The organism is Pantoea sp. BS_8, from assembly GCF_041954965.1.
Lineage (GTDB): Bacteria > Pseudomonadota > Gammaproteobacteria > Enterobacterales > Enterobacteriaceae > Pantoea > Pantoea stewartii.
Map to the genome: position 1 here is coordinate 1 of NZ_JAVAXU010000002.1, position 20,799 is coordinate 20,799.

A 20,799-nucleotide genomic window follows, 5' to 3' on the forward strand; every position below is an offset into this window, starting at 1 on the left:
GGTCTGCATTGTGCCAGAAGCGGGCATTGGCAAAATTTTATTGTCCCTGAAAGAAGAATTGTGCATTTTGGTAAAGCAGTCGCTTTAAATATGCTAACACCAGGAGAAGTGATGACATTTCAGGATGCGCCTCGACTTGAGACAGAACGACTAATTTTAAAGCAATTTACGCTCGACGATTTTCCAGCGCTTATGGCGTGCTGGAGCACGCCTGAAATGATTAAAATTAATGGCGGTGAGAAACCAACGACAGAAAGTGTTTGGAGCCGCTTATTACGTTATATCGGACACTGGCAAGCGTTAGGGTATGGCTACTGGGCGGTGTTTGAGAAAACTACAGGCCGTTATGCTGGTTCGTTTGGTTTCCAGGATGTTCATCGTGATATCACACCTCAGTTAAAATACCCTGAAGCTGGATGGACATTAATTCCTGAAGTTCAAGGCAAAGGTTATGCGTCTGAAGCACTGGCCGCAGTTTTACTATGGGCCGATCAGACATTATCCTCCCCATTGTGCTGCATTATTGACGAAGAAAATAAACGTTCAAATCATCTGGCTGAGCGCTTTGGTTTCCAGTTTCAAGATTATGTTACCTATCGCGGTAAGCAAGTACGCATGCTTGTACGCTAATAATTAATTAAACCATAAATGTAATTTTTAGCGGGTCTACGGAACGTCCGCTTAGTGCCAAAAGCGGACATTGGTAGCTGGTAAAAGCTGTAGTGATACTTTGCCGGAGAGAGTAGACCTGTCCGGTTTAGATATCGAAGAATATTTATTTGATTTCGTTTTTTGCAAAACTGCTGTTTAGGTTTTTCAGCACTTCATTGATACCTCTGCTTACAATCCGGTCTTCCCGCATGACTGTCCCGAGAGTCCGGTGAAGAGAGGGCGTCACAGAGTAAAGATCGAGCCCCGATCTTTCCTCAATGCATGCAACGGACATTCTGGGAACAATGCTGTAGCCAAGACCGGCACGGACCATTCTTTTAATAGCTTCGATACTGCCAAGCTCCATGACCGGGCAGGCAATATGTCCCGTCTCCCGGAACCACTGGTCAATCAGGGCGCGTGTCCCGCTTCCCGGTTCAAAGATAATCAGCGGCAGCGGCAGCAAAGCGCCCGGATTCCATATTTTCGCACTCGGCTCTGATGCATCCTTTTCCATGATGACAACAAACTCATCCGTACCCAGCGGGATGATGCTCAGGTTTTTACCTGCAGCTGGCAGAGTCACCAGGCCAATATCTATACGATTTTCCTCCACGCCCCGCACTATATCGGAAGTGTTACCTGTGCGTACGTCCACCTTCAGCAGGGGATGGGCCTGCCGCAGTTGCTGTAGTAAGGGGGGAAGTAAATGAATACAGGCCGTTGCGCCTGTGCCAACAGTAACAGTGCCGGTTATCTCATCAGAATGCTGGCACACCGATTCAACTGCTGTACTTACCACTGCATCAATTTTCATGCTGTGCTCAACGAGAGTCAGCCCGGCTGGCGTGGGCCTTACTCCCCGGCTGGTTCGCTCAATAAGCCGGACCTGAAGCGCCTGCTCCAGTTGTCTTATATGCAGGCTCACTGCCGGCTGCGACAGACCAAGTGCTTCAGCCGCTCCGGAGAAACTGCCCCGGCTGACGACCAGTCTGAAAGTAGCCAGGTGATCGAGGTTCAGGTTTGCCATGCCAAAATTTTCCTTATGCCGCTGATAAGTCCTGCTGCCTGTCTGAAATTATTCATTCCGGTTAGTCTCTGCTTATGACCGCAGAAGGAGCCGTACCGATGGAAATAACCGAAGCAGATGAACGACATATTCCTGCCATCCAGCAGATTTATGCTTATCACGTATTGCATGGCACCGCCACTTTTGAAACTGAACCGCCGGATCCGGCTGAAATGACAGCCCGCCTGAAAAAGGTGCGTGCAGCAGGACTGCCCTGGTTTGTGGCTGTTGAGGACGGCAATGTCCGCGGATACTGCTACCTGTCACTCTACCGGGAACGGTGTGCCTACAGATTCACCCTAGAGAATTCTGTATATATTGCCCCCAACTTTCAGGGCCAGGGGATCGGAAAAAAGTTGTTATTGAGTGCGGTCACATGGGCAGAGGACCGTAGCTTTCGCCAGCTCGTGGCCGTAGTTGGAAACAGCGAAAATAGCGCCTCTCTTGCCCTGCATCGCGCGGCAGGCTTCAGCATTACAGGAACGCTCAGATCTGTGGGCTTCAAGCACGGACGCTGGCTTGATACGGTCATCATGCAGCGTACGCTCGGGCAGGGCGACGCCACATTTCCGGAGAGCACGGGTTGACTGACGGGCATCTGACAGGCCGCACCATTTTCTGCATTGGCATGACGCAGCTAATCAACTGGGGTATCACATTCTATATGCCGGGGGTCTTCGGGACCGCCATCATGTCGGAGACAGGCCGGTCACCAGTTGTGACATTCTCCGGGCTGACTATTGCCATGCTTGTTATGGGGCTTGTCTCGCCACTTACCGGCCCCCTTATAGCACGTACCGGCGGGCGTACGGTGATGATGGTGGGAACCTTCGTCATAGTCCTCGGTTGTTTTCTGATGGCTTTTACCCATTCAACAACATCGTGGGTTGCCGTCTGGCTCCTGATGGGAGCTGGCATGCGACTTGCCCTGTATGATGCCGCATTTGCGCTGCTTGTAGAAATTGCAGGCGCAGAGGCCCGCCGGGCAATCACCCTGGTCACACTGCTGGGTGGTCTCGCGTCAGTCGCGTTCTGGCCTGCTGGCGCTGCGCTACTGCACTTTACCGACTGGCGGCATGCCATTATCGTTTACGGCTGTGCAGGCATTGTCAGCCTGCTTTTTTTGACCACCGTTCCGGCAGGTTATCGGCGTCAACCTCCCGTTGCCGGGCAGCCCGCTCTTCAGGCGATCGGACCAGCAGAAGACCGGAAAGCCTTCATCAGCGGCCTGTGGTACGCCACGCTGATAGCGCTGATAAGCTTTGTTTCCACCGGCGTGTCCGCTCATTTTCCTCAGATACTGGCCGCTTATGGTATGCCCGCCGTAGCGGGTATGTTGTGGGGGGTGGGACAGGTGAGCGCCAGACTGCTGGACGTGGCTTCCGGTGCACGTACTTCAGCGATCCGTCTGAGCCTGTTTACCGGCATTATTCTGCCATTATGCTTTCTGGTTGGCCTTGCAGGGAATGTTACCCCGGTGGCTACAGCCATCTTTATTCTGAGTTACGGGGCTGTAAACGGACTGAGTACGGTCATTAAGGCCGTCCTGCCTCTTTTGCTGTTTGATCCGCAGCAGTATGCCCGTAAAACAGGCTTACTGCTGTCACCCGCTTTTTTGCTCGCGGCGCTCGCGCCGTCAGTTTACGCCATACTGCTGGAGCAATACGGCACACCCGGCACGCTGCTTTTATCTGCCATCCTTACCCTGTTCATCACGGCGATTTCCATAGTGATCTGGCGTCGTCATCCTTCCTCTGCTGGACCGAACCGGGATAAGGGCGAGCCATCCATTCCGGGGAAAAATATTTGACGCTGATTATATTTCTATTATTCTGGAAATATAGTTCAAGGAGGGCGTATGGATTTAAAAACAGCAGCAAATGCGCTTCGGGAGCTGGGGCACCCGACCCGTCTTAGCGTATACCGGGAGCTGGTGAGAGCGGGTCATGACGGCCTGCCAGTCGGTGTTCTGCAGAAGCGCCTCGGTATTCCGCCCTCCACGCTCAGTCATCATATTTCGGCGCTGATGTCCGCGGGCCTGATCAGCCAGGAACGGCAGAGCCGTACCTTGTTTTGCAGACCTTCCTATACGCAGCTTGAACAACTGATGGCCTTTCTTACAGAAGAATGCTGCGCAGGCAGTAGCTGCAGCCTGTCACCCGCGACGACTCACGAAGAGACCTCATTGTGAATGACATGAACGATACTCTGAAAAATGTTGATACTTCACTCCTGGACGTGCCGCTGACGGAAGATAAGCTGAGGGCTGCAGAAGTGGCGCACCCGCCCCGCATTCTGATGCTCTACGGCTCGCTGCGGGAACGATCTTATAGCCGGCTGACGACGGAAGAAGCTGCCCGGCTGCTGACGGCAATGGGTGCAGAGGTCAAAATTTTTAATCTGTCCGGTCTGCCACTGCCTGATGATGCCCCTGAAACGCATCCCAAAGTTGTGGAACTGCGTGAACTGGTTCTCTGGTCGGAAAGCATGATCTGGTGCTCCCCAGAGCGTCACGGCGCTATGACCGGCATCATGAAGGCGCAGATTGACTGGATACCGCTGACGTCAGGTGCGGTTCGCCCGTCGCAGGGAAAAACCCTGGCCGTCATGCAGGTCAGCGGCGGCTCGCAGTCTTTCAACGCAGTTAATCAGATGCGCATTCTGGGGCGCTGGATGCGTATGATTACTATCCCGAATCAGTCATCCGTGGCAAAAGCCTGGGCTGAATTTGATGAAGATGGTCGCATGAAGCCTTCGCCTTACTACGATCGCATCGTGGACGTAATGGAGGAGCTGATGAAGTTCACTCTGTTGACGCGCGGGCGCAGTGAGTACCTGACCGATCGCTACAGCGAAAGGAAAGAAAGTGCCGCGCAGCTCTCTGAGCGGGTTAATCAGCGCAGTATATGAAAAAAGCCGGCATCTGCCGGCTTCTGTTTTTGCGTCTCCCTTCCTGCCGGCAGCACACTGAAAAAATTAGTGGCTGATCCGGTTTCCGTGTTCATCAATGACTTTTTCGCCGTCCTCTTTCGTAAATGCTCCCTGCTGCGGGTCAGGCAGAATGTCCAGAACCGCTTCAGACGGACGACAGAGTCTTGTGCCGAGCGGCGTCACAACCACGGGGCGGTTGATGAGGATAGGGTGAGCCAGCATCGCATTCAGCAGTTCATCATCGTTGAACCGGTCTTCTGCCAGCTCCAGCTGCTCATACGGCTCTGTATTTTTGCGCAGCAGGGCGCGTGCGCTAACACCCATATCAGCTATCAGCTTTTTAAGCTCGTCGCGGGATGGTGGCATCTCCAGATACAAAATCACTGTTGGCTCCACGCCACTGTTACGGATAAGCGCCAGAGTATTACGGGACGTTCCGCAGGCCGGATTGTGATAAATAGTGATATCAGTCATAAACGGTACTCCGTTAAGGAGCTGCACAGACGCAGCCCCGGGGTTAAGGTTGAAAAGACAGGCGCAGGGCCAGCGCCGCCAGCGTCACAAAAAGTACCGGCAGGGTCATCACAATGCCCACGCGGAAGTAGTAGCCCCAGCTGATGGTGATGTTTTTCTGAGCCAGCACATGCAGCCACAGCAGTGTCGCCAGGCTGCCGATGGGTGTGATTTTCGGGCCGAGATCGCAGCCGATGATGTTGGCGTATACCATTGCCTCTTTCACCACGCCCAGAGCCGTGCTGCCGTCAATCGAAAGCGCGCCAATCAGCACGGTAGGCATGTTGTTCATTACGGAAGAGAGTGCCGCAGTCAGGAAGCCGGTGCCAAGTGTGGCGCCCCAGACGCCGTGCTCAGCAAAACGGTTCAAAGCAGCAGAGAGGTAATCTGTCAGGCCGGCGTTACGCAGGCCATATACCACGAGGTACATGCCCAGCGAGAAAATGACTATCTGCCAGGGCGCACCTTTCAGCACCTTGCGGGTGTCGATAACCTGTCCTTTTTGGGCAACCAGCCAGAGAACAAACGCCCCAACCGCTGCTACCAGGCTGACCGGTACTCCAAGGGGCTCAAGGCCGAAAAATCCGACCAGCAGCAGAAGTAAAATAAACCATCCGGCCCGAAAGGTGCGCATGTCGCGTATAGCTTCCGCTGGCGCTTTCAGCTTCACCAGGTCATAGGTTGCCGGGATCTCTTTGCGGAAAAACAGATGCAGCATCACCAGGGTAGCCACCACGGAAGCAATATTCACCGGCACCATGACGGAAGCATACTCACTGAAGCCCAGCTTAAAGAAGTCCGCCGTGACGATGTTGACCAGGTTCGACACGATCAGCGGCAGGCTGGAAGTGTCCGCGATAAAGCCCGCTGCCATTACAAATGCCAGCGTGGCAGCCGGACTGAAGCCCAGCGCCAGGAGCATGGCAATAACGATTGGCGTCAGGATAAGCGCCGCGCCGTCATTGGCGAACAGCGATGCCACTGCCGCGCCCAGCAAAATAATATAGGTGAACAGCAGCCTTCCTCTGCCGCCTCCCCAGCGGGAAACATGGAGTGCTGCCCACTCAAAAAAGCCGGACTCATCTAACAGCAGGCTGATGATGATGACCGCGATAAACGTGGCCGTCGCATTCCAGACAATCTGCCATACCGCAGGAATATCACCGATATGCACCACGCCGGTCAGTAGCGCCAGAGCGGCCCCGATAACGGCACTCCAGCCAATACTCAGTCCTTTCGGCTGCCAGATAACCAGTACCAGCGTCAGAACAAAAATCGCACCCGCCAGAAACATATACTCTCCTTTAATACTGCACCTGTCAGACCTGGCGCAGAGAACTTAAAGATACACATACGTTAAAACGCATATGAATAATTAAAAAATTTAAATGCAGATTGGCTTGCCGTTGGTGGTTACATTGTCCCGCTCAGCCTGCTGGCTGAGCTGCAGGATGTCATCCCGCTGGCACAGATAAGCCTGTTCAATTACAGCTGCCGCCCAAGCGGGCATATGAGGTGACAGCCGGTAATGAATCCACTTGCCATCACGCCTGTCGATAAGCAGACCGGCGTCCCGAAGTAATGCAAGATGACGAGAAATTTTGGGCTGAGATTCTCTGAGAGTAGATGTGAGTTCGCAGACGCAAAGTTCTCCCTTTTCCCGCAGCAACAGCACCAGACTGAGCCGTGTTTCGTCAGAAAGCGTTTTGAAAAGCTGTAGAGGATTAAGCTGAAGCATTACAACTCCTGTTTAACAAACAGTGAGCAGTATCGCTAAGTAGGGTGTAGCGAGCAACTATACATTCGGTAAAACATATATTTTTGGTGGTTTTTTATCTTGCAGGTCAGATATAGAGTACGTCGATAAATAAGTTGTAATCGTTCAAGGTCCGCTTTTCGCTCATAGCGGACCTTTAGCGCCGTTCGTCCACCTTGTGCCAGAAGCGGACGTTCATCGGGTTTACGTTGTTAAATTGAGCAACCTGAATTACTGCCTGATGTCCCGGTCCGAGGGTGAGAAACATACCTGACTGACTTCCAGGGATACGGTTTTTTCACCGACCCTGTAGTCTATCAACCTACAATTCCGTACTTTCCCTGCACGCCCTCTCTTAGGGCCAGTCAGATGACATTTTCAGCCTGGCCCGGCTTCTGAACATGGCGGCACCCAGACTCATTCGCCGTGCAGCTTCCTTTTTATCCATCACCATTAAAAGTCTGGCGCAGCGTTCAGGGTCGTCTGTAGCTGCGTGATTACCGGCCTTGCGAGCTGAGACAGATTCTGGTGAAACGCATATTCTTTACTGATAAATTCAGTATTTAGCGAATGCCACTCCTCTCTGAGTTATGCAATCTCCTCCCGACTAAGCCTGCCCACCGACGTTTCACGTTCTTTCGCCATATACCAGTGGTGCCGGCGAAAAGGGTCGCGGCTTCGCGGTGGTGGCCGGAGAGGTGCGGACGCTGGGGCAGCGCCGTGGCCGCGAAAGACATCAAGCGCCTGATTGAGCAGGCCGTTGCCCAGGTGGAAAGCGGCGTGGAGAGCGCTACGGGAACCAGCCAGAGCATCCTGAAGATAATGGGCATGGTCGGCGAACTGGCTGAGTTCATAGACATCCTCGCCCTGGCCTCGTCGGAGCAGATGCAGGGGATTTCGCAGGTCAGCGTGGCCGTGAGCCAGATGGACGGCCTGACGCAGAACAACGCGGCGCTGGTTGAGGAGGCGTCCCCGGTCTCCCGTTCACTCTCAGAGCAGGCTCACCCCCCTGCGGGGTATGGTGGAGGCGTTTCGCGTCTGAAATGAATGTACCGGCTCTGCTATTTTAGCGGAGCCGGCAGAAAGCTGATAGTGATTCGCACAGTACGGGGTTATCTCAGGGCTGTGATAATCCCTCAGCCAATCTTCCAGAAAGGTCGGGAACAGATTTTTTTTACATTCCAGTAAGTCACTTTATTATTTCCGTAAACTTTAACAACTTCATCAGGGCTCTCTGATGCGTCTGGTCTGAAGCTGTCGGGAACCTGAACGGCACGGCTGCCTGAAGATACATAATAAGATTTCCCGGCCTCTGGAATGACTGAAGAGTCAGTATTCTCAATAAACCTCCCGTCATTTCTGATCTGGGATACGGAATAAAAAACGCCGGGTTTTATCCTGGCCGTTATCACGCTCCCTTTTGCTTTGAAGAAGTTGGAGTCGAGCTCGTAACGATCAGACATGTCGTAGCAGCTGTCTTTATTGTTATAGACATAAGATGCCAGATAGATAGTGCCCACGTTTCCCTGACTGTTAAGGACATACAGTGTCGCAGCGTCAATTCCCTCATAGTTTGTGTAATTAAGAGGTAGGACTTTTGCGCAACCATTCAGTCCCAGACAGAGCAGGCATAACAGTATCAGCCTTTTAGATTTCATATCGTCCTGCATGGGTTAATGTATGATTTTCGCCAGTGTTCAGTAAATATTGTGTAAGCAGCTAATATATCGGCATAAACCGGCACTTCTTCAGTCGCATCTGAATCTGCCCGGTTCCGGAAATATAGCGTGTAAGGCATTCTTTATAGTAATTCGCGCACGGAAGACTGATATCGATTCAGATAGTCGGCCTGATTATCGGCAGGTACGCCCCCTGACGCTGAGGGAGGCGCCTTCATACGCCTGCCTCGACCGCGGCGTTGAGCGCAAGGATATTGGTTTGGAAGGCAATGTTTTCAATCACCGACGTAATATCCCGTACCTTCAGCGCGCTCCTGAATGCTCTGCATTGTTTCGGTCATGTGATTCATCTGAGACTTGTCGGCGTCAACGGTCTTCGTTGTATTCCGGGTTGAGGTAGCCGCTCAGTCCCCGTTCGCCAGTGTCTCAGGAGAGGGCAGATAAGATAGATATGTTAAGATAGCCGGGTTTACATGGGACAAGAGTGATCGGGGGTGATTTATGGATATATCAGTGTCACTGGAAGAACTCGGCCATCGCATCTGCATTTTGGGCCCCTCCAACAGTGGTAAATCCACGCTGGCCAGCGCGATAGCAGCCAAAACATCTCTGCCTTTAATCCATCTGGACCAACTCCATCACCAGTTGGGTACAAAATGGATCCCCAGAAAACCAGAAGATTTTCATCGATTACATGCCGAAGCCGTGAATACGGAAAAATGGGTGATGGATGGCAATTACACGAAGTGCTTACAACAGCGACTTGCGCGTGCCACTGGGCTGATACTGCTGAATGTTTCGATGCCTCTGGCACTGCTGCGATATATAAAGCGGTGCTATTCGTCGAGTCCCAGAATCGGTGGTCTTTATACCGGAAAGGACAGCGTGACCTGGGAAATGCTCAAATACATCACGCTGACTGCGCCGAAAAACCAGCTTCGTCACAGAGAGCTTTTCTGCCACAGCACTCTTCCAAAAGTGATGCTGAAGTCATCCCGTGATATCAGTGCCTGCTGTCAGCAATGGGGACTGGAATTACTCCGCTGAAAGTAATACACAGCAGTACGCTTCGTCTTTTGCAGGCCCCAAAAAACGATGTAAGCACACGGCAGCAACAGTACACCATTTCTGTGCTTCACCGGCATCCTCCATAGAACGTTCGCTCTGTGCCAGGAGCGGACGTTGGAAAATAAAGAGGGAAATAATCTTCTTCCGTGATGCCCTTATTTCTAAAGTCTGGCTGCTGCTTTTAAAGTAGCCTGCCGCCTCTTTTCAATAAATGGCGCAGCCTGTTCCTGTGCTTTTTTCAGCTGTTCTTCAGATGCTGAACGGGGTGAGCCACAGGTAAAGGGAGGTGCGGGGTCGTATTCCATATGCAATTGAATATTCTGAGCGATATCACTACCGTAAATTTCTGACACGACGTTGAGAGCAAAATCTATACCTGCAGTCACACCTGCGCCAGTTATACGGTTGCGGTCACGAACTATGCGCTCATTTACTGGCTCTGCACCTAACAAAGCGAGCTGATCTAGAGAAGCCCAGTGTGTAGTTGCTTTGTATCCCCTTAGAAGGCCTGCTGCGCCCAAAACAAGCGACCCAGTGCATACCGAAGTTACGAGCTTTGCTTGTTTACTTTGAGTACGGATAAACGAAAGGACTTCTTCGTCCTCCATCAGATTTATCTGCCCTGGACCACCCGGGACACAAATTACATCCAGTTCGGGACATGCGTTGAATGTGGTTGTTGGCTGTATAGCCATACCACGATCAGAAACCACGAGGTCCAGGTTTTTCCAGATGAGATGAACTTTGGTATGTGGTGCTCTTACGAAAACTTCATAAGGGCCGGTAAGATCAAGCTGAGTAAGAGCCGGAAACAGGAGCAGTCCGATAGATGTGCATAAAGAATCACTCATCAAAAATCCTTTTAACTTAAAAGGATATAATGTCTTTTCCTTCAGCAAAGGCAACCATTTGTTTAACGAATAGAAGTGTGCCTACTGAAGACCATGCTCAATCCTGCTGTATTTCAGTAGCGTTAAGAAATTTATTACCAGTCCCAACCAAAATGACTAATGATAAAACGTCCGGTCTTCGCTCATAGCAGACGTTCATTTTTTAACAGCCATCACGTATCTTCTCATTCCCGAGCTGCCTGCTACCTAATACCCTGCCCCTCACCTGCCAGCGCACTAACTCGCCGGCATCGCCCATTCCCCCCGATCACGTAACGGCTTTATCTATTACTTTTCGTAAAGCGGATCACAAATCAGCGCGCCAGATGACTCACTGCACAATTTCATATTGAATATCAATTTTCCAGGTGCCAGGATTAACCGGCATCACGCTTGTTACCGATTATCGGGCAAAACCTGAATGCAGGCTGAGGGATAATCCCTTCAACGCTGTATTTATGTTTTGCCCGATTGTGTTTCAGGAGTGAGCGATGCTGGTCAGACAAATACTGAATAATAATGTGGTCAGTGCCGTAGATGATAACGGCCTTGAAGTGATTTTAACCGGTCGGGGGCTGGGATTTAATACACGCAACGGGGCCCGTATTCATCTGCACGAAGCAGAAAAGATATTTCGGCTGCAAGATTCAGGCATCTCTGCACGCTTTAAAGATCTGGTCAGTGAAGTTCCCATCAATATTCTCCAGTTGACCGCCGATATCGTCAGCCTGGCGCATGAAACGCTGAAGCATAAACTAAGCGAAGGGCTGTATGTTACGCTGGCCGATCACCTCTACTTTGCGCTGGAGCGGCATAAAAATAACGCGCAGCTCGCCAACCCACTGGAATGGGAAGTCCGTCATTTTTACACCGCAGAATATGCGATTGGCCGCCAGGCACTGGGCATGGTAGTGGCCCGCACCGGCACCGTGCTACCAGACAGCGAAGCCTGCAGTATTGCGCTGCATATCGTGAATGCCGGGCTCAATGATAACTTAGGCAAAACCACAAAAATCACCCAACTCCTCTGTCAGTTACAACAAATCGTAAAATACTTTTTTACGCTGACCCGCGATGAACACAGTCTGAATTACCAGCGCTTCATTACCCATTTAAAATTCTTTGCGCAGCGGGTCATTGATGGCGAAGTATTAAATAACGACGACGAGGAATTATTCACGCTGGCACAACAGCGATATGCCCGAACGTTTGAGTGCGTAGAAGCCATCAGCACCTTCGTAAAAAAACATTATCACCACAGTATGAGTCACTCAGAAAAACTCTATCTAACGGTACACATTGAAAACATCGTGCAGCGCAGTGCGCATGATGTTGACACCCCATAATGCATTACTGAATTGCTTTACCGGCTTGTGACTGTTTAATCAGGCAAACCCCAGAAAATATGCCACCCGGTTTATGCCGGTCATTGTGGATGACGTCATATCGACTTCAGTCTGGAGGGATTTATGAATTATTAGGACACCGCACAGCAAATTATTCCCCTGATAGGCGGAAAAGATAACGTACAGTCTTTATTTCACTGCATTACCCGCCTGCGTTTTTTACTAAGAGATAACAGTAAAGCCGACCGTCACGCGCTTGAAGCACTGGATGGCGTGATCGGGGTTAATATTTCTGGCGACCAGTTTCAACTCATCATCGGTAATGATGTCAAACCACTGTGCGATGCGCTGCTCAGTCAGCTTCCGCTTCAGGAAGCTTCTGTCCGCCCTGCTTCGCGCTGTAACCCTGTTTCCGCAGTGCTTGAAGGGTTGTCCGGCATATTCTCACCGATTATTCCGGCCATAGCGGGTGCAGGGATTCTCAAGGGCATTCTGGCGCTAATGGTGGCGTTTCACTGGCTGGAGACACAAAACCAGAGCTACCAGATCCTGCTGGCGATCAGTGATGGCGTGTTCTATTTTTTGCCGCTGGCGCTGGCGTTCAGTGCGGCAAAACGCTTTGGTGCCAATCCTTATGTCGCTGTTGCGCTGGCGGCATCACTCTTTCACCCTGCCCTGCAAACCCTCTTTACCGCAGGTGAGCCGATACGTTTTCTGGGTTTACCCGTTCCCACGGTGAACTATGCTTCGACAGTCATTCCGGTCCTGCTATCAATCTGGCTGTTGAGTTACGTGGAGCGCCTGATTGACCGCGTTATCCCTGCCGCCCTCAAAACCATGTTTGTTCCGCTTTTAAGCCTGCTTATCGTCACGCCGGTGACGCTGATCGCTATCGGGCCATTAGGGATTTTTGCCGGTAACGCGCTGACCGGGGGCATTATCTGGCTGGTCGAAAACATGGGCATTATCGCGGGCGTGGTGGTCGGCGGGACGTTGTCGCTGATTATTATTACCGGTATGCACTATGTGCTGGTGCCGGTCATGATCCACAACATCAGCCATCTGGGATTCGACCCGTTTAAAATTCTTTTCTATGTGGCCAACCTTGGTCAGGCCGGTGCGGCGTTTGGCGTCTTTCTGCGGGCCCGGGATAAAAAGCTTAAATCGCTGGCGCTTACCACCAGCTTCAGTGCTGCCATGGGCATCACCGAGCCTGCGATGTACGGCATCAACATTCGCTACAAACGTCCCTTTGCCGCCGCTCTGCTTGGCGGTGCCTGTGGTGGTGCGTTTGCGATGGCGATGGGCGTAAAAACCTATGCGTTTGCACTCAGCGGCCTGCCCGGCATTCCCGCCCTGGTTGGTCCCACCTTCTTATCAGCACTGCTGAGTCTGGTCATTGCCTTTTCCAGTGCGGCCCTGCTGACCGTCATACTGGGTTTTGAGGAAGCGCCCCGGAAGAACGTGGACAATACAGCCTCCTCACACTGTCATCATACGCAGGACCACGTAAGGCTTTTTGCGCCGGTCAGCGGTGAGATCACTCCGTTAAGCGCCTTAGACGATCCGGTTTTTGCCGATGAAATTTTTGGCAAAGGGCTGGCGATTTACCCGACCGGCGGCAAGTTGCGCTCCCCCATTGATGGCCGCGTCGAGTCGCTCTTTGAAACCCACCACGCGCTGGGGCTGAAAAGTGACACTGGCGCGGAAATCCTGATCCACATTGGCATCGATACCGTGAAACTCGGCGGCCGCCATTTCACCAGCCATATTCAGCCGGGCCAGTTTATCCGCACCGGCGATCTGCTGATCACATTCGATCTGAACGCGCTTGAGGCCGAAGGCATCGATCCGAGCGTGATTGTAATCGTGACCAACTGCGAACGCTATGGCGAGGTTCGCCCGGTAAAAGCCGGGGGACATATCGCCTGCCGTGACGCTTTTCTGACACTCACCGCTGCGGCGGTTTAAGGAGCAAAGCATGACGTATTCACCCTCTTTTCCCGAAGGTTTTCTGTGGGGCGGTGCCACGGCCGCGAATCAGCTTGAGGGCGCCTGGCATGTCGGCGGTAAAGGGCTGTCCGTATCGGATGTGTACACCTTTGACGCATCCACACCGCAAGACCAGTGGCTGGATCAGTGGTTAAGCATGACCCATGCGCAGGTAGCGGAAGCACAGAATCCGGAGAGCAAAAAATATTATCCCAAACGTAAAGGCAACGGGTTTTACACCCACTTTAAAGAGGATATCGCGCTGTTCGCCGGGATGGGATTCAGGTGCTTCAGGATGTCGATTGCCTGGACGCGCATCTTTCCACGCGGCGATGAAGCAGAACCCAACGAGGCGGGCCTGCAGTTTTATGATGCAGTGCTGGATGCTCTGCTCGCTCACGGGATCGAACCGATTGTGTCATTGTCACATTACGAAATGCCGCTTGCGCTGGTGACGGATTACGGCGGCTGGCCCAATCGCCAGTTGGTAGATTTCTATGTGCGTTTTGCCACCACAGTTTTCATGCGCTATCGCAAAAAAGTGAAATACTGGATGACGTTCAACGAGATCAACTGTGTTAAGCATCACCCTTACGTGAGCATTGGCGTAATTGAAGAAGGTCACCCGCATATTGAACAGGATAAATACCAGGGTGCCCATCATCAGTTTGTCGCCAGCGCGCTGGCGACAAAGGCTTGCCACGCCATTATTCCCGGTGCGCAGGTGGGCTGTATGATCAGCTATCAAATCCTGTATCCGCACACCTGCCATCCGGATGATGTGCAGGCGTGCGAAGAGATGCAGCGCGTGTCGTTGTTTTTTAGCGATGTGCAGGCACGCGGCTACTATCCGGCTTATGCAGAAAGAATGCTGGCGGAAAAAGGCGTACAGCTGATTAAAGCCGTGGGCGACGATGAAATCCTTCGGCAACATCCGGTGGACTTTGTTTCCTTTAGCTATTACATGTCCAGCACGGTCAGCGCCCATCCTGAAAAACTCACCGGCGCGCAGGGCAATCTGATCACCGGCGGCATCAGAAATCCACACCTGGAAACCAGTGAATGGGGTTGGCAAATCGATCCCAAAGGCCTGCGACTGGCACTGAATCAGCTGTATGATCGCTATCAAAAGCCGCTCTTTATTGCCGAAAACGGCCTGGGCGCAGTGGATACCGTCAAGGCCGATGGCAGTATTGATGACGATTACCGCATTGACTACCTGCGCCAGCACGTCGCGCAAATGAAAGAGGCCATTGCGGATGGCGTTCCCCTGTTTGGCTACACCTGGTGGGGACCGATTGACGTGGTGAGCGCAGGTACGGCGCAGATGTCTAAACGTTATGGGTTTATCTACGTGGATCAGGACGATATGGGCAATGGCACGCAGAAACGTACCTTAAAAAAGAGCTATCACTGGTATAAAAAACTGATAGCCTCTAATGGCGAAGACACAGGTCATTAAGCCGGTTGAACGCCATTGCTGTGACCTGCTGGCAGTCGCTGTCAGCAGGTCATTTTGATCTCAGCCGCTGCCATGCATATCTGGCAGAAACACGTTGCTGTCACATCAACCTGAAGAGAGGGTTAAGTTGAACACGCTGCATCTCGTCGATCCCGAGCTACGTCCCCTGCTCGCTAACAGCGCGCCGCTGGAACTCACGCCTGACGCAATCATTGCGCTACGCCAGCAGCGCCAGGATGCTGCGCTTAAGCAGGTCCCGTCGTACCGCGACCAGGGGCTGAACATTGATGAACACCTGATCGCGTTTCCCGGCCATCCGTCGGTCAGAGTCTGTGTGATCACGCCCGTTGCGGCCGTCGGTAAACGCATGGGCATATTACATCTTCATGGCGGCGGTCATCTGTTTGGCAGCCCGGAGCAGTCCCTGTCGCTGACCAGCGCGACGGCACGGCGACATAACTATGTGGTGGTCTCGGTGGACTATCGGCTGTCACCGGAAACCGTATTTCCGGGATCGCTGGAAGACAGCTATCAGGTGCTGAACTGGATGGTGAATGAAGCCGCGATGCTGGGCATCGATCCGGCACGTATCGGTGTTATGGGCGACAGCGCCGGTGCCGGGCTGGCGGCCTCACTGGCGCTGTTAACCCGCGATCGGAATGGCCCCACGCTGGCCTTTCAGAATCTGATGTTCCCGATGCTGGATGACCGCACAGTCACCGAAACCCGTCCCAATCCCGTGACCGGCGAGTTTGTCTGGACGCGGGAATACAACCGCATCGGCTGGTCGGCGCTGCTGGGCGAAGCACCCGGTGGCGAAGCCGTTTCGCCTTATGCGGCCCCCGCTCGCGCCACAGACCTGCGCGGACTTCCCCCGGCCTGGATTGGCGTGGGCACGCTGGACCTGTTTCTGGATGAGAACCTCGACTATGCACAACGGTTAATCCGCGCCGGGGTTGCCGTGGAGTTGCACGTCTGGCCGGGCGCGTTTCATGGTTTCCACGGCAGTGAGACGGCGGCAGTATCGTTGCAGGCCCGGGAACTGCGCCAAATCTGGCTGTCGCGCTTTGCGCCCTGATACTCAGCCAGGCCAGGGTTAACGTCCATCCAGGGCTCACGGAGTGAAGTGATGCAAATGCTGCACATTGTGCCTCGCCTGATGACAGCGGTGCGGGCGGGCAACAAACGCCATACGATACGCTGGCAGGAACAGGCCATTACGCCCGGTCCGCTGCGTTATATCAACCACGAAGATCCTGCTGACAGCGTCATAGTGACTGTTGAACGGGTTGTCATGATGCCGCTGTCATCCGTCGCGCAGCATCTGGGCAAAGATGAGGAATGGCCCGATGCGGAACTGCTGGCAGGCATGCAGGAGCACTATCCCGCGATTCAGCTCGATTCACAGGTGGCAGTGCTACATCACTCCGCCCCCTGTGAGACGGAGACAGGACGCTATCAGACACTGCTTGCCGCGTTGACGGCGCTGGAATGCAGTCTGCATCAGGAAAAACGTTACGATGCAGCCTGGCTGGCGCAGCGACTGCATCCTGAATTTCAGGAAATTACCCGCTCGGGCGTGCGGGTGAATCGCGCGCAGACGATTGCAGCCTTACAAGCTGAAGCGCATGCGCCGGCAATCGTCAGCCGCGATTTTCAGCTGATACAGACAGGAACACATCACGCCCTGTTGCTTTACCGTACCGCAAGACCCGATGGCCGACATGCCGCATGGCGGTCGTCCCATTGGGTGTACCACGCAACGCAAGGCTGGCAGATGATTTTTCATCAGGCCAGCCCCGCAGCAGAACCGGATTTTTAGTGCGGATACCGGCGCATCCTGAAGACGGATGCGCCCGCCTGGCTATTTCACTACCGGGTTTTTCTGCAACGACAGCGCATCCATAAACGCATCGTCCAGTTGCAGATGTTGTTTCACCAGGTCGCGCGGCGTACCGGCCAGCCATTGATTCAGTGAAATGTCAGCGTAATAATCGCTTTTGAACAGCTCCAGGAACCGCAGCGGCCTCTTGCCGGTGTTTTCCACATAGTGCCCCATGGCGAACGGCACATAGCCGACATCTCCGGCCCGGTAATCAAAGGTTCTGGCCTGGCCGGATGAACCAAACACGCCCATGCGTCCTTCGCCTTCCAGATAGTATTGCCACTCATCGTTGTTTGGATGCCAGTGCAGCTCACGCAAGCCACCGGGTTCGATCTCGACCAGTGCCGCCGCAATGGTTTTGGAGACCTTAAAGGTGGAAGAGTCGGTGATGCGGACCGTGCCGCCTGGCGCTTTGATCGGGTCCTGCGCCAGCATACGGTGAGTAAAGGTGCGCTTGGCTTTGGTTGCCCCTTGTACCTGCACCGATGACAGGTTGCCGGGCACCGGTGCGGCAAAGATATATTCGTCCTGCGGCGACGGTAATTTCGCAAAGGTTGAGACAGGGACCTTAAAGTTTTTCGCCAGGATCTCGGGCGGAATATGTTTAAACCAGTCGGACAGCAGGAAGGTGCTGTCTTCATCGAATCCACCGTTGTCAAAGGCCAGCAGGAACTCACAGCCGTCCGGCCCCAGGCCCTGAATAGAGTGCGGAATGCCCGGCGGGAAATACCACAAATCACCCACGCCAATATCGTCCACGAACCAGGTGCCGTCGGTATCAAACGCCGTGACGCGGGCGTTGCCGTAGGTCATGTACGCCCATTCGCCCTCTTTATGCCAGTGCAACTCACGAATGCCCCCGGCATTGAGGCGCATATCCACGCCCGCAATCGTGGTGGAGACGCCGAGCTCACGTTGAGTGACCTGGCGGGTCCATCCACCGCTGCTTTTACGAACGTGCGCGTCACTGAAGGAAAAGCGCAGATTCGGTAACGTGCCGCTGTCCGTCGCCGGTGGATTCACGATATCCGGGTTTTCGGCTTCGCGGATCGGATCGTGCGGGCCGGGATCGCGGCCCCCGCCGGAAAAAGACTGGATGCTGTCATGCGCGTGCACCTGTCCGGCCGCCAGCGCGACGGTGCCGCCCGCCGCAAAAGCCATAAAACTTCTTCGGGTTAATTTACTCATAAATACACTACCTCGTTCCTTGCTGATAAAGTCACCGACATGCACTGTCCTAAGGAATGTATAGCGGGGAAAGTTAAATTTTATTTAAGTGATATGTAAATTTTGATGACAACCACAAGACAGGTATGGCGCAGAAGTTATCAACGCGTGCGAACTCTTTGCCGCTGGTTTAGGAATGGTTAAGTTTTCTTATTGATAATGCCCCAGAACTGGCACGAAAAGATAAGTTTCGCGTCCGGCCTTCGTATCGTTTTTGGTCACACTTTGTTACAGGTGCAGGCCAGTGAGTGCACCGGCGCAGGCGGGTGACTGAGCAGGCATAAGTTGAATTGACTGTATAACGGGCGATCAGGTTATGCGGCCAGCATGACGGTGGTGTCCTGACCGCCTGACCAGGGCGCAGATAAGTCGGACGAGTGCGGCGTCTGGCCGACATAACCTGCGTGACCCGACGTGAAGGTCCTGTCAGAACACGCCGTCCCGACACGGTCTGGCGGCCTGTTGGGGTGCGCGCGCGGAGAAAGGCGCATCAGGTTGTTGCGCACAAGACGGGTAAGCGCTGTGCCGTTCAGGCAGATTAACGATGATGATGCTCTCTTCCGGTCCGTCGAGCACCTCATCCATCAGGTTCAGATAGTCGTAAGCATTTTGCATAAATCGTCTCTGTTCAGTTATCCATAGTGAAGCAGGTAATCCAGTCAACACAGGCACGAAATGATCACTGCGAAGGATCGATAATAGCCGCTAATCACCCTGTCACAAGCAGATTACGCTTATATGACAACCAGCAGAGGAAAATGCGGCGTGCACAGGGCACGCCGCTCCAGGTCAGAAGAAGCCAAGTGGCTGAATGCTGTAACTCACCAGCAGGTTTTTAGTCTGCTGATAGTGATCAAGCATCATCTTGTGGGTTTCACGACCAATGCCCGATTTCTTGTACCCGCCAAAGGCGGCATGGGCAGGATAGAGATGGTAACAGTTAGTCCAGACGCGACCGGCTTTGATCGCACGGCCCACCCGATAGGCGCGGTTGATATCCCGCGTCCAGACGCCCGCGCCCAGCCCATAGATGGAATCATTGGCGATGGCGATGGCTTCTGCCTCGTCTTTAAAGGTGGTGATGCCGACGACCGGCCCAAAGATCTCCTCCTGGAAGACGCGCATGCTGTTGTTGCCTTTCAGCAGCGTCGGCTGGATGTAGTAGCCGCTGGCGAGCGCATCATCGAGCTTTTCAACGCCGCCGCCGGTGAGGATTTCGGCCCCTTCCTGACGGGCAATCTCCAGATACGAGAGTATTTTGTCGAACTGCTGCTGTGACGCCTGAGCACCGACCATGGTCTCCGTATCCAGCGGATCGCCGCGTCTGATGGTTTTGATACGTTTAAGCACCGCCGCCATAAAGGGCTCATAGATGGATTCCTGCACCAGCGCGCGCGACGGGCAGGTACAGACTTCGCCCTGATTCAGGAAGCCCAGTACTACGCCCTCTGCCGCTTTTTCAATGAAGCTCTCTTCGGCCTGCATAATGTCTTCGAAGAAGATGTTAGGTGATTTACCGCCCAGCTCAACGGTAGACGGGATCAGGCTTTTCGCCGCCAGCTCCAGAATGTGTCCGCCCGTCGCCGTCGATCCGGTAAAGGCCACCTTGGCAATACCGGGATGCGAGGCCAGCGCCTCACCGGCTTCTTTTCCGTAGCCGTGAACCACGTTCACCACACCGGGCGGCAGCAGATCTTGAATCAGTTCAACAAACAGCGTGATCGACAGCGGCGTTTGTTCTGCCGGTTTAAGCACCACGCAGTTGCCCGCACCCAGTGCCGGTGCCAGCTTCCAGGCCGCCATCAGCAGCGGGAAGTTCCACGGAATAATCTGCGCCACCACGCCCAGTGGCTCGTGGAAGTGATAGGCGGCGGTAAACTCGTCGATTTCAGCTGCGCTGCCCTCCTGCGCCCTGACGCAACCGGCGAAATAACGGAAATGATCCACCGCCAGCGGCATATCCGCAGCCAGCGTTTCCCGCACCGGCTTACCGTTATCCCAAGTTTCATTGACCGCCATGTATTCCAGATTTTCTTCCAGGCTGTCAGCAATTTTTAACAGTACCAGCGCACGTTGCTGAGGTGAGGTTTTGCCCCATGCGTCAGCGGCTGCGGCGGCGGCCGCCACGGCCTTATCGACATCGGCCTTGTCCGATCGGGGAAACTCGCCCGCGGCTGAGCCGTTAACGGGGGACGTATTGGTAAAATAGTTACCGTTTACCGGGGCGACGAACTCGCCGTTGATGAAATTGCCGTAGTGCTTCTGCAAAGTGATGAGAGAACCCTGTTCTCCTGGAGCGGCATAACGCATGCTGGATCTCCTTACGCTGT

Annotated in this window: 20 protein-coding genes and 2 pseudogenes; 12 read left to right on the top strand and 10 right to left on the bottom strand. The window is 53.5% G+C overall.

Annotation, left to right across the window (positions count from 1 at the left end):
- Nucleotides 1-111 precede the first annotated feature (111 nt).
- Nucleotides 112-630, top strand: coding sequence for a GNAT family N-acetyltransferase (locus RAC65_RS05405; RefSeq protein ID WP_014606774.1), 519 nt, complete (start codon nt 112-114; stop codon nt 628-630).
- Between the two features lie 145 nt (nt 631-775).
- Here the strand turns inward: RAC65_RS05405 and RAC65_RS05410 are convergent, their stop codons facing one another.
- Nucleotides 776-1,681, bottom strand: coding sequence for a LysR family transcriptional regulator (locus tag RAC65_RS05410; RefSeq protein ID WP_375096459.1), 906 nt, complete (start codon nt 1,679-1,681; stop codon nt 776-778).
- Nucleotides 1,682-1,779: 98 nt separating this feature from the next.
- On the opposite strand from RAC65_RS05410, the gene RAC65_RS05415 reads away from it, so the two are divergent.
- From RAC65_RS05415 to arsH, 4 genes are read left to right on the top strand one after another with little or no spacing between them, the layout of a single operon-like run.
- Nucleotides 1,780-2,307 (top strand): GNAT family N-acetyltransferase, encoded by a 528-nt coding sequence (locus RAC65_RS05415; protein ID WP_058702411.1) that lies wholly within the window; start codon nt 1,780-1,782, stop codon nt 2,305-2,307.
- Between the two features lie 41 nt (nt 2,308-2,348).
- Nucleotides 2,349-3,530 (top strand): MFS transporter, encoded by a 1,182-nt coding sequence (locus RAC65_RS05420; protein WP_375096598.1) that lies wholly within the window; start codon nt 2,349-2,351, stop codon nt 3,528-3,530.
- Nucleotides 3,531-3,578: 48 nt separating this feature from the next.
- Entirely contained in the window at nt 3,579-3,911 is a 333-nt protein-coding gene (locus RAC65_RS05425) for an ArsR/SmtB family transcription factor (protein WP_375096460.1), read from the top strand.
- Between the two features lie 5 nt (nt 3,912-3,916).
- Complete coding sequence (gene arsH, locus RAC65_RS05430) at nt 3,917-4,630, top strand: arsenical resistance protein ArsH (protein WP_375096461.1); 714 nt, start codon at nt 3,917-3,919, stop codon at nt 4,628-4,630.
- 66 nt (nt 4,631-4,696) lie between these two features.
- Here the strand turns inward: arsH and arsC are convergent, their stop codons facing one another.
- The 3 genes from arsC to RAC65_RS05445 form a co-directional block, all read right to left on the bottom strand.
- Entirely contained in the window at nt 4,697-5,125 is a 429-nt protein-coding gene (arsC, locus tag RAC65_RS05435; protein ID WP_375096462.1) for a glutaredoxin-dependent arsenate reductase, read from the bottom strand.
- Between the two features lie 43 nt (nt 5,126-5,168).
- Nucleotides 5,169-6,458 carry an arsenic transporter gene (locus tag RAC65_RS05440; protein WP_375096463.1) on the bottom strand — a complete coding sequence of 430 codons (1,290 nt, stop codon included), beginning with the start codon at nt 6,456-6,458 and terminating at the stop codon, nt 5,169-5,171.
- A 90-nt stretch (nt 6,459-6,548) separates the two neighbouring features.
- Entirely contained in the window at nt 6,549-6,902 is a 354-nt protein-coding gene (locus tag RAC65_RS05445; protein WP_185199981.1) for a metalloregulator ArsR/SmtB family transcription factor, read from the bottom strand.
- A gap of 674 nt (nt 6,903-7,576) precedes the next feature.
- On the opposite strand from RAC65_RS05445, the pseudogene RAC65_RS05450 reads away from it, so the two are divergent.
- Nucleotides 7,577-7,967 (top strand): annotated as a pseudogene (locus RAC65_RS05450) (methyl-accepting chemotaxis protein); the annotation flags it as partial.
- An 89-nt stretch (nt 7,968-8,056) separates the two neighbouring features.
- Here the strand turns inward: RAC65_RS05450 and RAC65_RS05455 are convergent.
- Entirely contained in the window at nt 8,057-8,578 is a 522-nt protein-coding gene (locus RAC65_RS05455) for a hypothetical protein (RefSeq protein WP_324021027.1), read from the bottom strand.
- Between the two features lie 244 nt (nt 8,579-8,822).
- Nucleotides 8,823-8,912, bottom strand: a pseudogene (locus RAC65_RS05460) (methyl-accepting chemotaxis protein); the annotation flags it as partial.
- A gap of 188 nt (nt 8,913-9,100) precedes the next feature.
- On the opposite strand from RAC65_RS05460, the gene RAC65_RS05465 reads away from it, so the two are divergent.
- Nucleotides 9,101-9,646 (top strand): AAA family ATPase, encoded by a 546-nt coding sequence (locus RAC65_RS05465; protein ID WP_263752175.1) that lies wholly within the window; start codon nt 9,101-9,103, stop codon nt 9,644-9,646.
- A 182-nt stretch (nt 9,647-9,828) separates the two neighbouring features.
- On the opposite strand, the gene RAC65_RS05470 is transcribed toward RAC65_RS05465, so the two are convergent.
- Nucleotides 9,829-10,518: a DJ-1/PfpI family protein gene (locus tag RAC65_RS05470; RefSeq protein WP_375096464.1), complete on the bottom strand. Its 690-nt coding sequence runs from the start codon at nt 10,516-10,518 to the stop codon at nt 9,829-9,831.
- A 530-nt stretch (nt 10,519-11,048) separates the two neighbouring features.
- Here RAC65_RS05470 and licT point away from each other — a divergent pair.
- The 5 genes from licT to RAC65_RS05495 all read left to right on the top strand — a co-directional run bounded on the left by licT (nt 11,049) and on the right by RAC65_RS05495 (nt 17,179).
- Nucleotides 11,049-11,903, top strand: a complete 855-nt coding sequence (licT, locus tag RAC65_RS05475) for a BglG family transcription antiterminator LicT (protein WP_375096465.1) — start codon at nt 11,049-11,051, stop codon at nt 11,901-11,903.
- Between the two features lie 150 nt (nt 11,904-12,053).
- On the top strand, nt 12,054-13,874 hold the full coding sequence (locus RAC65_RS05480) for a beta-glucoside-specific PTS transporter subunit IIABC (protein ID WP_375096599.1): 1,821 nt from the start codon (nt 12,054-12,056) through the stop codon (nt 13,872-13,874).
- A 10-nt stretch (nt 13,875-13,884) separates the two neighbouring features.
- A complete protein-coding gene (locus RAC65_RS05485; RefSeq protein ID WP_164483154.1) occupies nt 13,885-15,357 on the top strand; it encodes a glycoside hydrolase family 1 protein in 1,473 nt (490 codons plus the stop codon).
- A gap of 127 nt (nt 15,358-15,484) precedes the next feature.
- On the top strand, nt 15,485-16,435 hold the full coding sequence (locus tag RAC65_RS05490; protein WP_375096466.1) for an alpha/beta hydrolase: 951 nt from the start codon (nt 15,485-15,487) through the stop codon (nt 16,433-16,435).
- 51 nt (nt 16,436-16,486) lie between these two features.
- A complete protein-coding gene (locus RAC65_RS05495) occupies nt 16,487-17,179 on the top strand; it encodes a DUF4440 domain-containing protein (protein ID WP_375096467.1) in 693 nt (230 codons plus the stop codon).
- A gap of 42 nt (nt 17,180-17,221) precedes the next feature.
- Here RAC65_RS05495 and RAC65_RS05500 read toward each other — a convergent pair whose 3' ends face one another.
- The 3 genes from RAC65_RS05500 to RAC65_RS05510 all read right to left on the bottom strand — a co-directional run bounded on the left by RAC65_RS05500 (nt 17,222) and on the right by RAC65_RS05510 (nt 20,779).
- Nucleotides 17,222-18,430 carry a cupin domain-containing protein gene (locus RAC65_RS05500; protein WP_375096468.1) on the bottom strand — a complete coding sequence of 403 codons (1,209 nt, stop codon included), beginning with the start codon at nt 18,428-18,430 and terminating at the stop codon, nt 17,222-17,224.
- 465 nt (nt 18,431-18,895) lie between these two features.
- Nucleotides 18,896-19,084: a hypothetical protein gene (locus RAC65_RS05505; protein WP_205954458.1), complete on the bottom strand. Its 189-nt coding sequence runs from the start codon at nt 19,082-19,084 to the stop codon at nt 18,896-18,898.
- Nucleotides 19,085-19,258: 174 nt separating this feature from the next.
- Entirely contained in the window at nt 19,259-20,779 is a 1,521-nt protein-coding gene (locus RAC65_RS05510; RefSeq protein ID WP_375096469.1) for an aldehyde dehydrogenase family protein, read from the bottom strand.
- Nucleotides 20,780-20,799 lie beyond the last annotated feature (20 nt).

Excerpts from the sequence above, each read along its gene's own strand:
- RAC65_RS05500 (WP_375096468.1), bottom strand. The coding sequence starts at position 18,430 with ATGAGTAAATTAACCCGAAGAAGTTTTATGGCTTTTGCGGCGGGCGGC.
- licT (WP_375096465.1), top strand. The coding sequence starts at position 11,049 with ATGCTGGTCAGACAAATACTGAATAATAATGTGGTCAGTGCCGTAGAT.
- RAC65_RS05505 (WP_205954458.1), bottom strand. The coding sequence starts at position 19,084 with ATGCAAAATGCTTACGACTATCTGAACCTGATGGATGAGGTGCTCGAC.
- RAC65_RS05465 (WP_263752175.1), top strand. The coding sequence starts at position 9,101 with ATGGATATATCAGTGTCACTGGAAGAACTCGGCCATCGCATCTGCATT.
- RAC65_RS05410 (WP_375096459.1), bottom strand. The coding sequence starts at position 1,681 with ATGGCAAACCTGAACCTCGATCACCTGGCTACTTTCAGACTGGTCGTC.
- arsH (WP_375096461.1), top strand. The coding sequence starts at position 3,917 with ATGAACGATACTCTGAAAAATGTTGATACTTCACTCCTGGACGTGCCG.
- arsC (WP_375096462.1), bottom strand. The coding sequence starts at position 5,125 with ATGACTGATATCACTATTTATCACAATCCGGCCTGCGGAACGTCCCGT.
- RAC65_RS05485 (WP_164483154.1), top strand. The coding sequence starts at position 13,885 with ATGACGTATTCACCCTCTTTTCCCGAAGGTTTTCTGTGGGGCGGTGCC.
- RAC65_RS05445 (WP_185199981.1), bottom strand. The coding sequence starts at position 6,902 with ATGCTTCAGCTTAATCCTCTACAGCTTTTCAAAACGCTTTCTGACGAA.
- RAC65_RS05470 (WP_375096464.1), bottom strand. The coding sequence starts at position 10,518 with ATGAGTGATTCTTTATGCACATCTATCGGACTGCTCCTGTTTCCGGCT.
- RAC65_RS05425 (WP_375096460.1), top strand. The coding sequence starts at position 3,579 with ATGGATTTAAAAACAGCAGCAAATGCGCTTCGGGAGCTGGGGCACCCG.
- RAC65_RS05510 (WP_375096469.1), bottom strand. The coding sequence starts at position 20,779 with ATGCGTTATGCCGCTCCAGGAGAACAGGGTTCTCTCATCACTTTGCAG.
- RAC65_RS05440 (WP_375096463.1), bottom strand. The coding sequence starts at position 6,458 with ATGTTTCTGGCGGGTGCGATTTTTGTTCTGACGCTGGTACTGGTTATC.
- RAC65_RS05420 (WP_375096598.1), top strand. The coding sequence starts at position 2,349 with ATGACGCAGCTAATCAACTGGGGTATCACATTCTATATGCCGGGGGTC.
- RAC65_RS05405 (WP_014606774.1), top strand. The coding sequence starts at position 112 with ATGACATTTCAGGATGCGCCTCGACTTGAGACAGAACGACTAATTTTA.
- RAC65_RS05495 (WP_375096467.1), top strand. The coding sequence starts at position 16,487 with ATGCAAATGCTGCACATTGTGCCTCGCCTGATGACAGCGGTGCGGGCG.
- RAC65_RS05415 (WP_058702411.1), top strand. The coding sequence starts at position 1,780 with ATGGAAATAACCGAAGCAGATGAACGACATATTCCTGCCATCCAGCAG.
- RAC65_RS05455 (WP_324021027.1), bottom strand. The coding sequence starts at position 8,578 with ATGAAATCTAAAAGGCTGATACTGTTATGCCTGCTCTGTCTGGGACTG.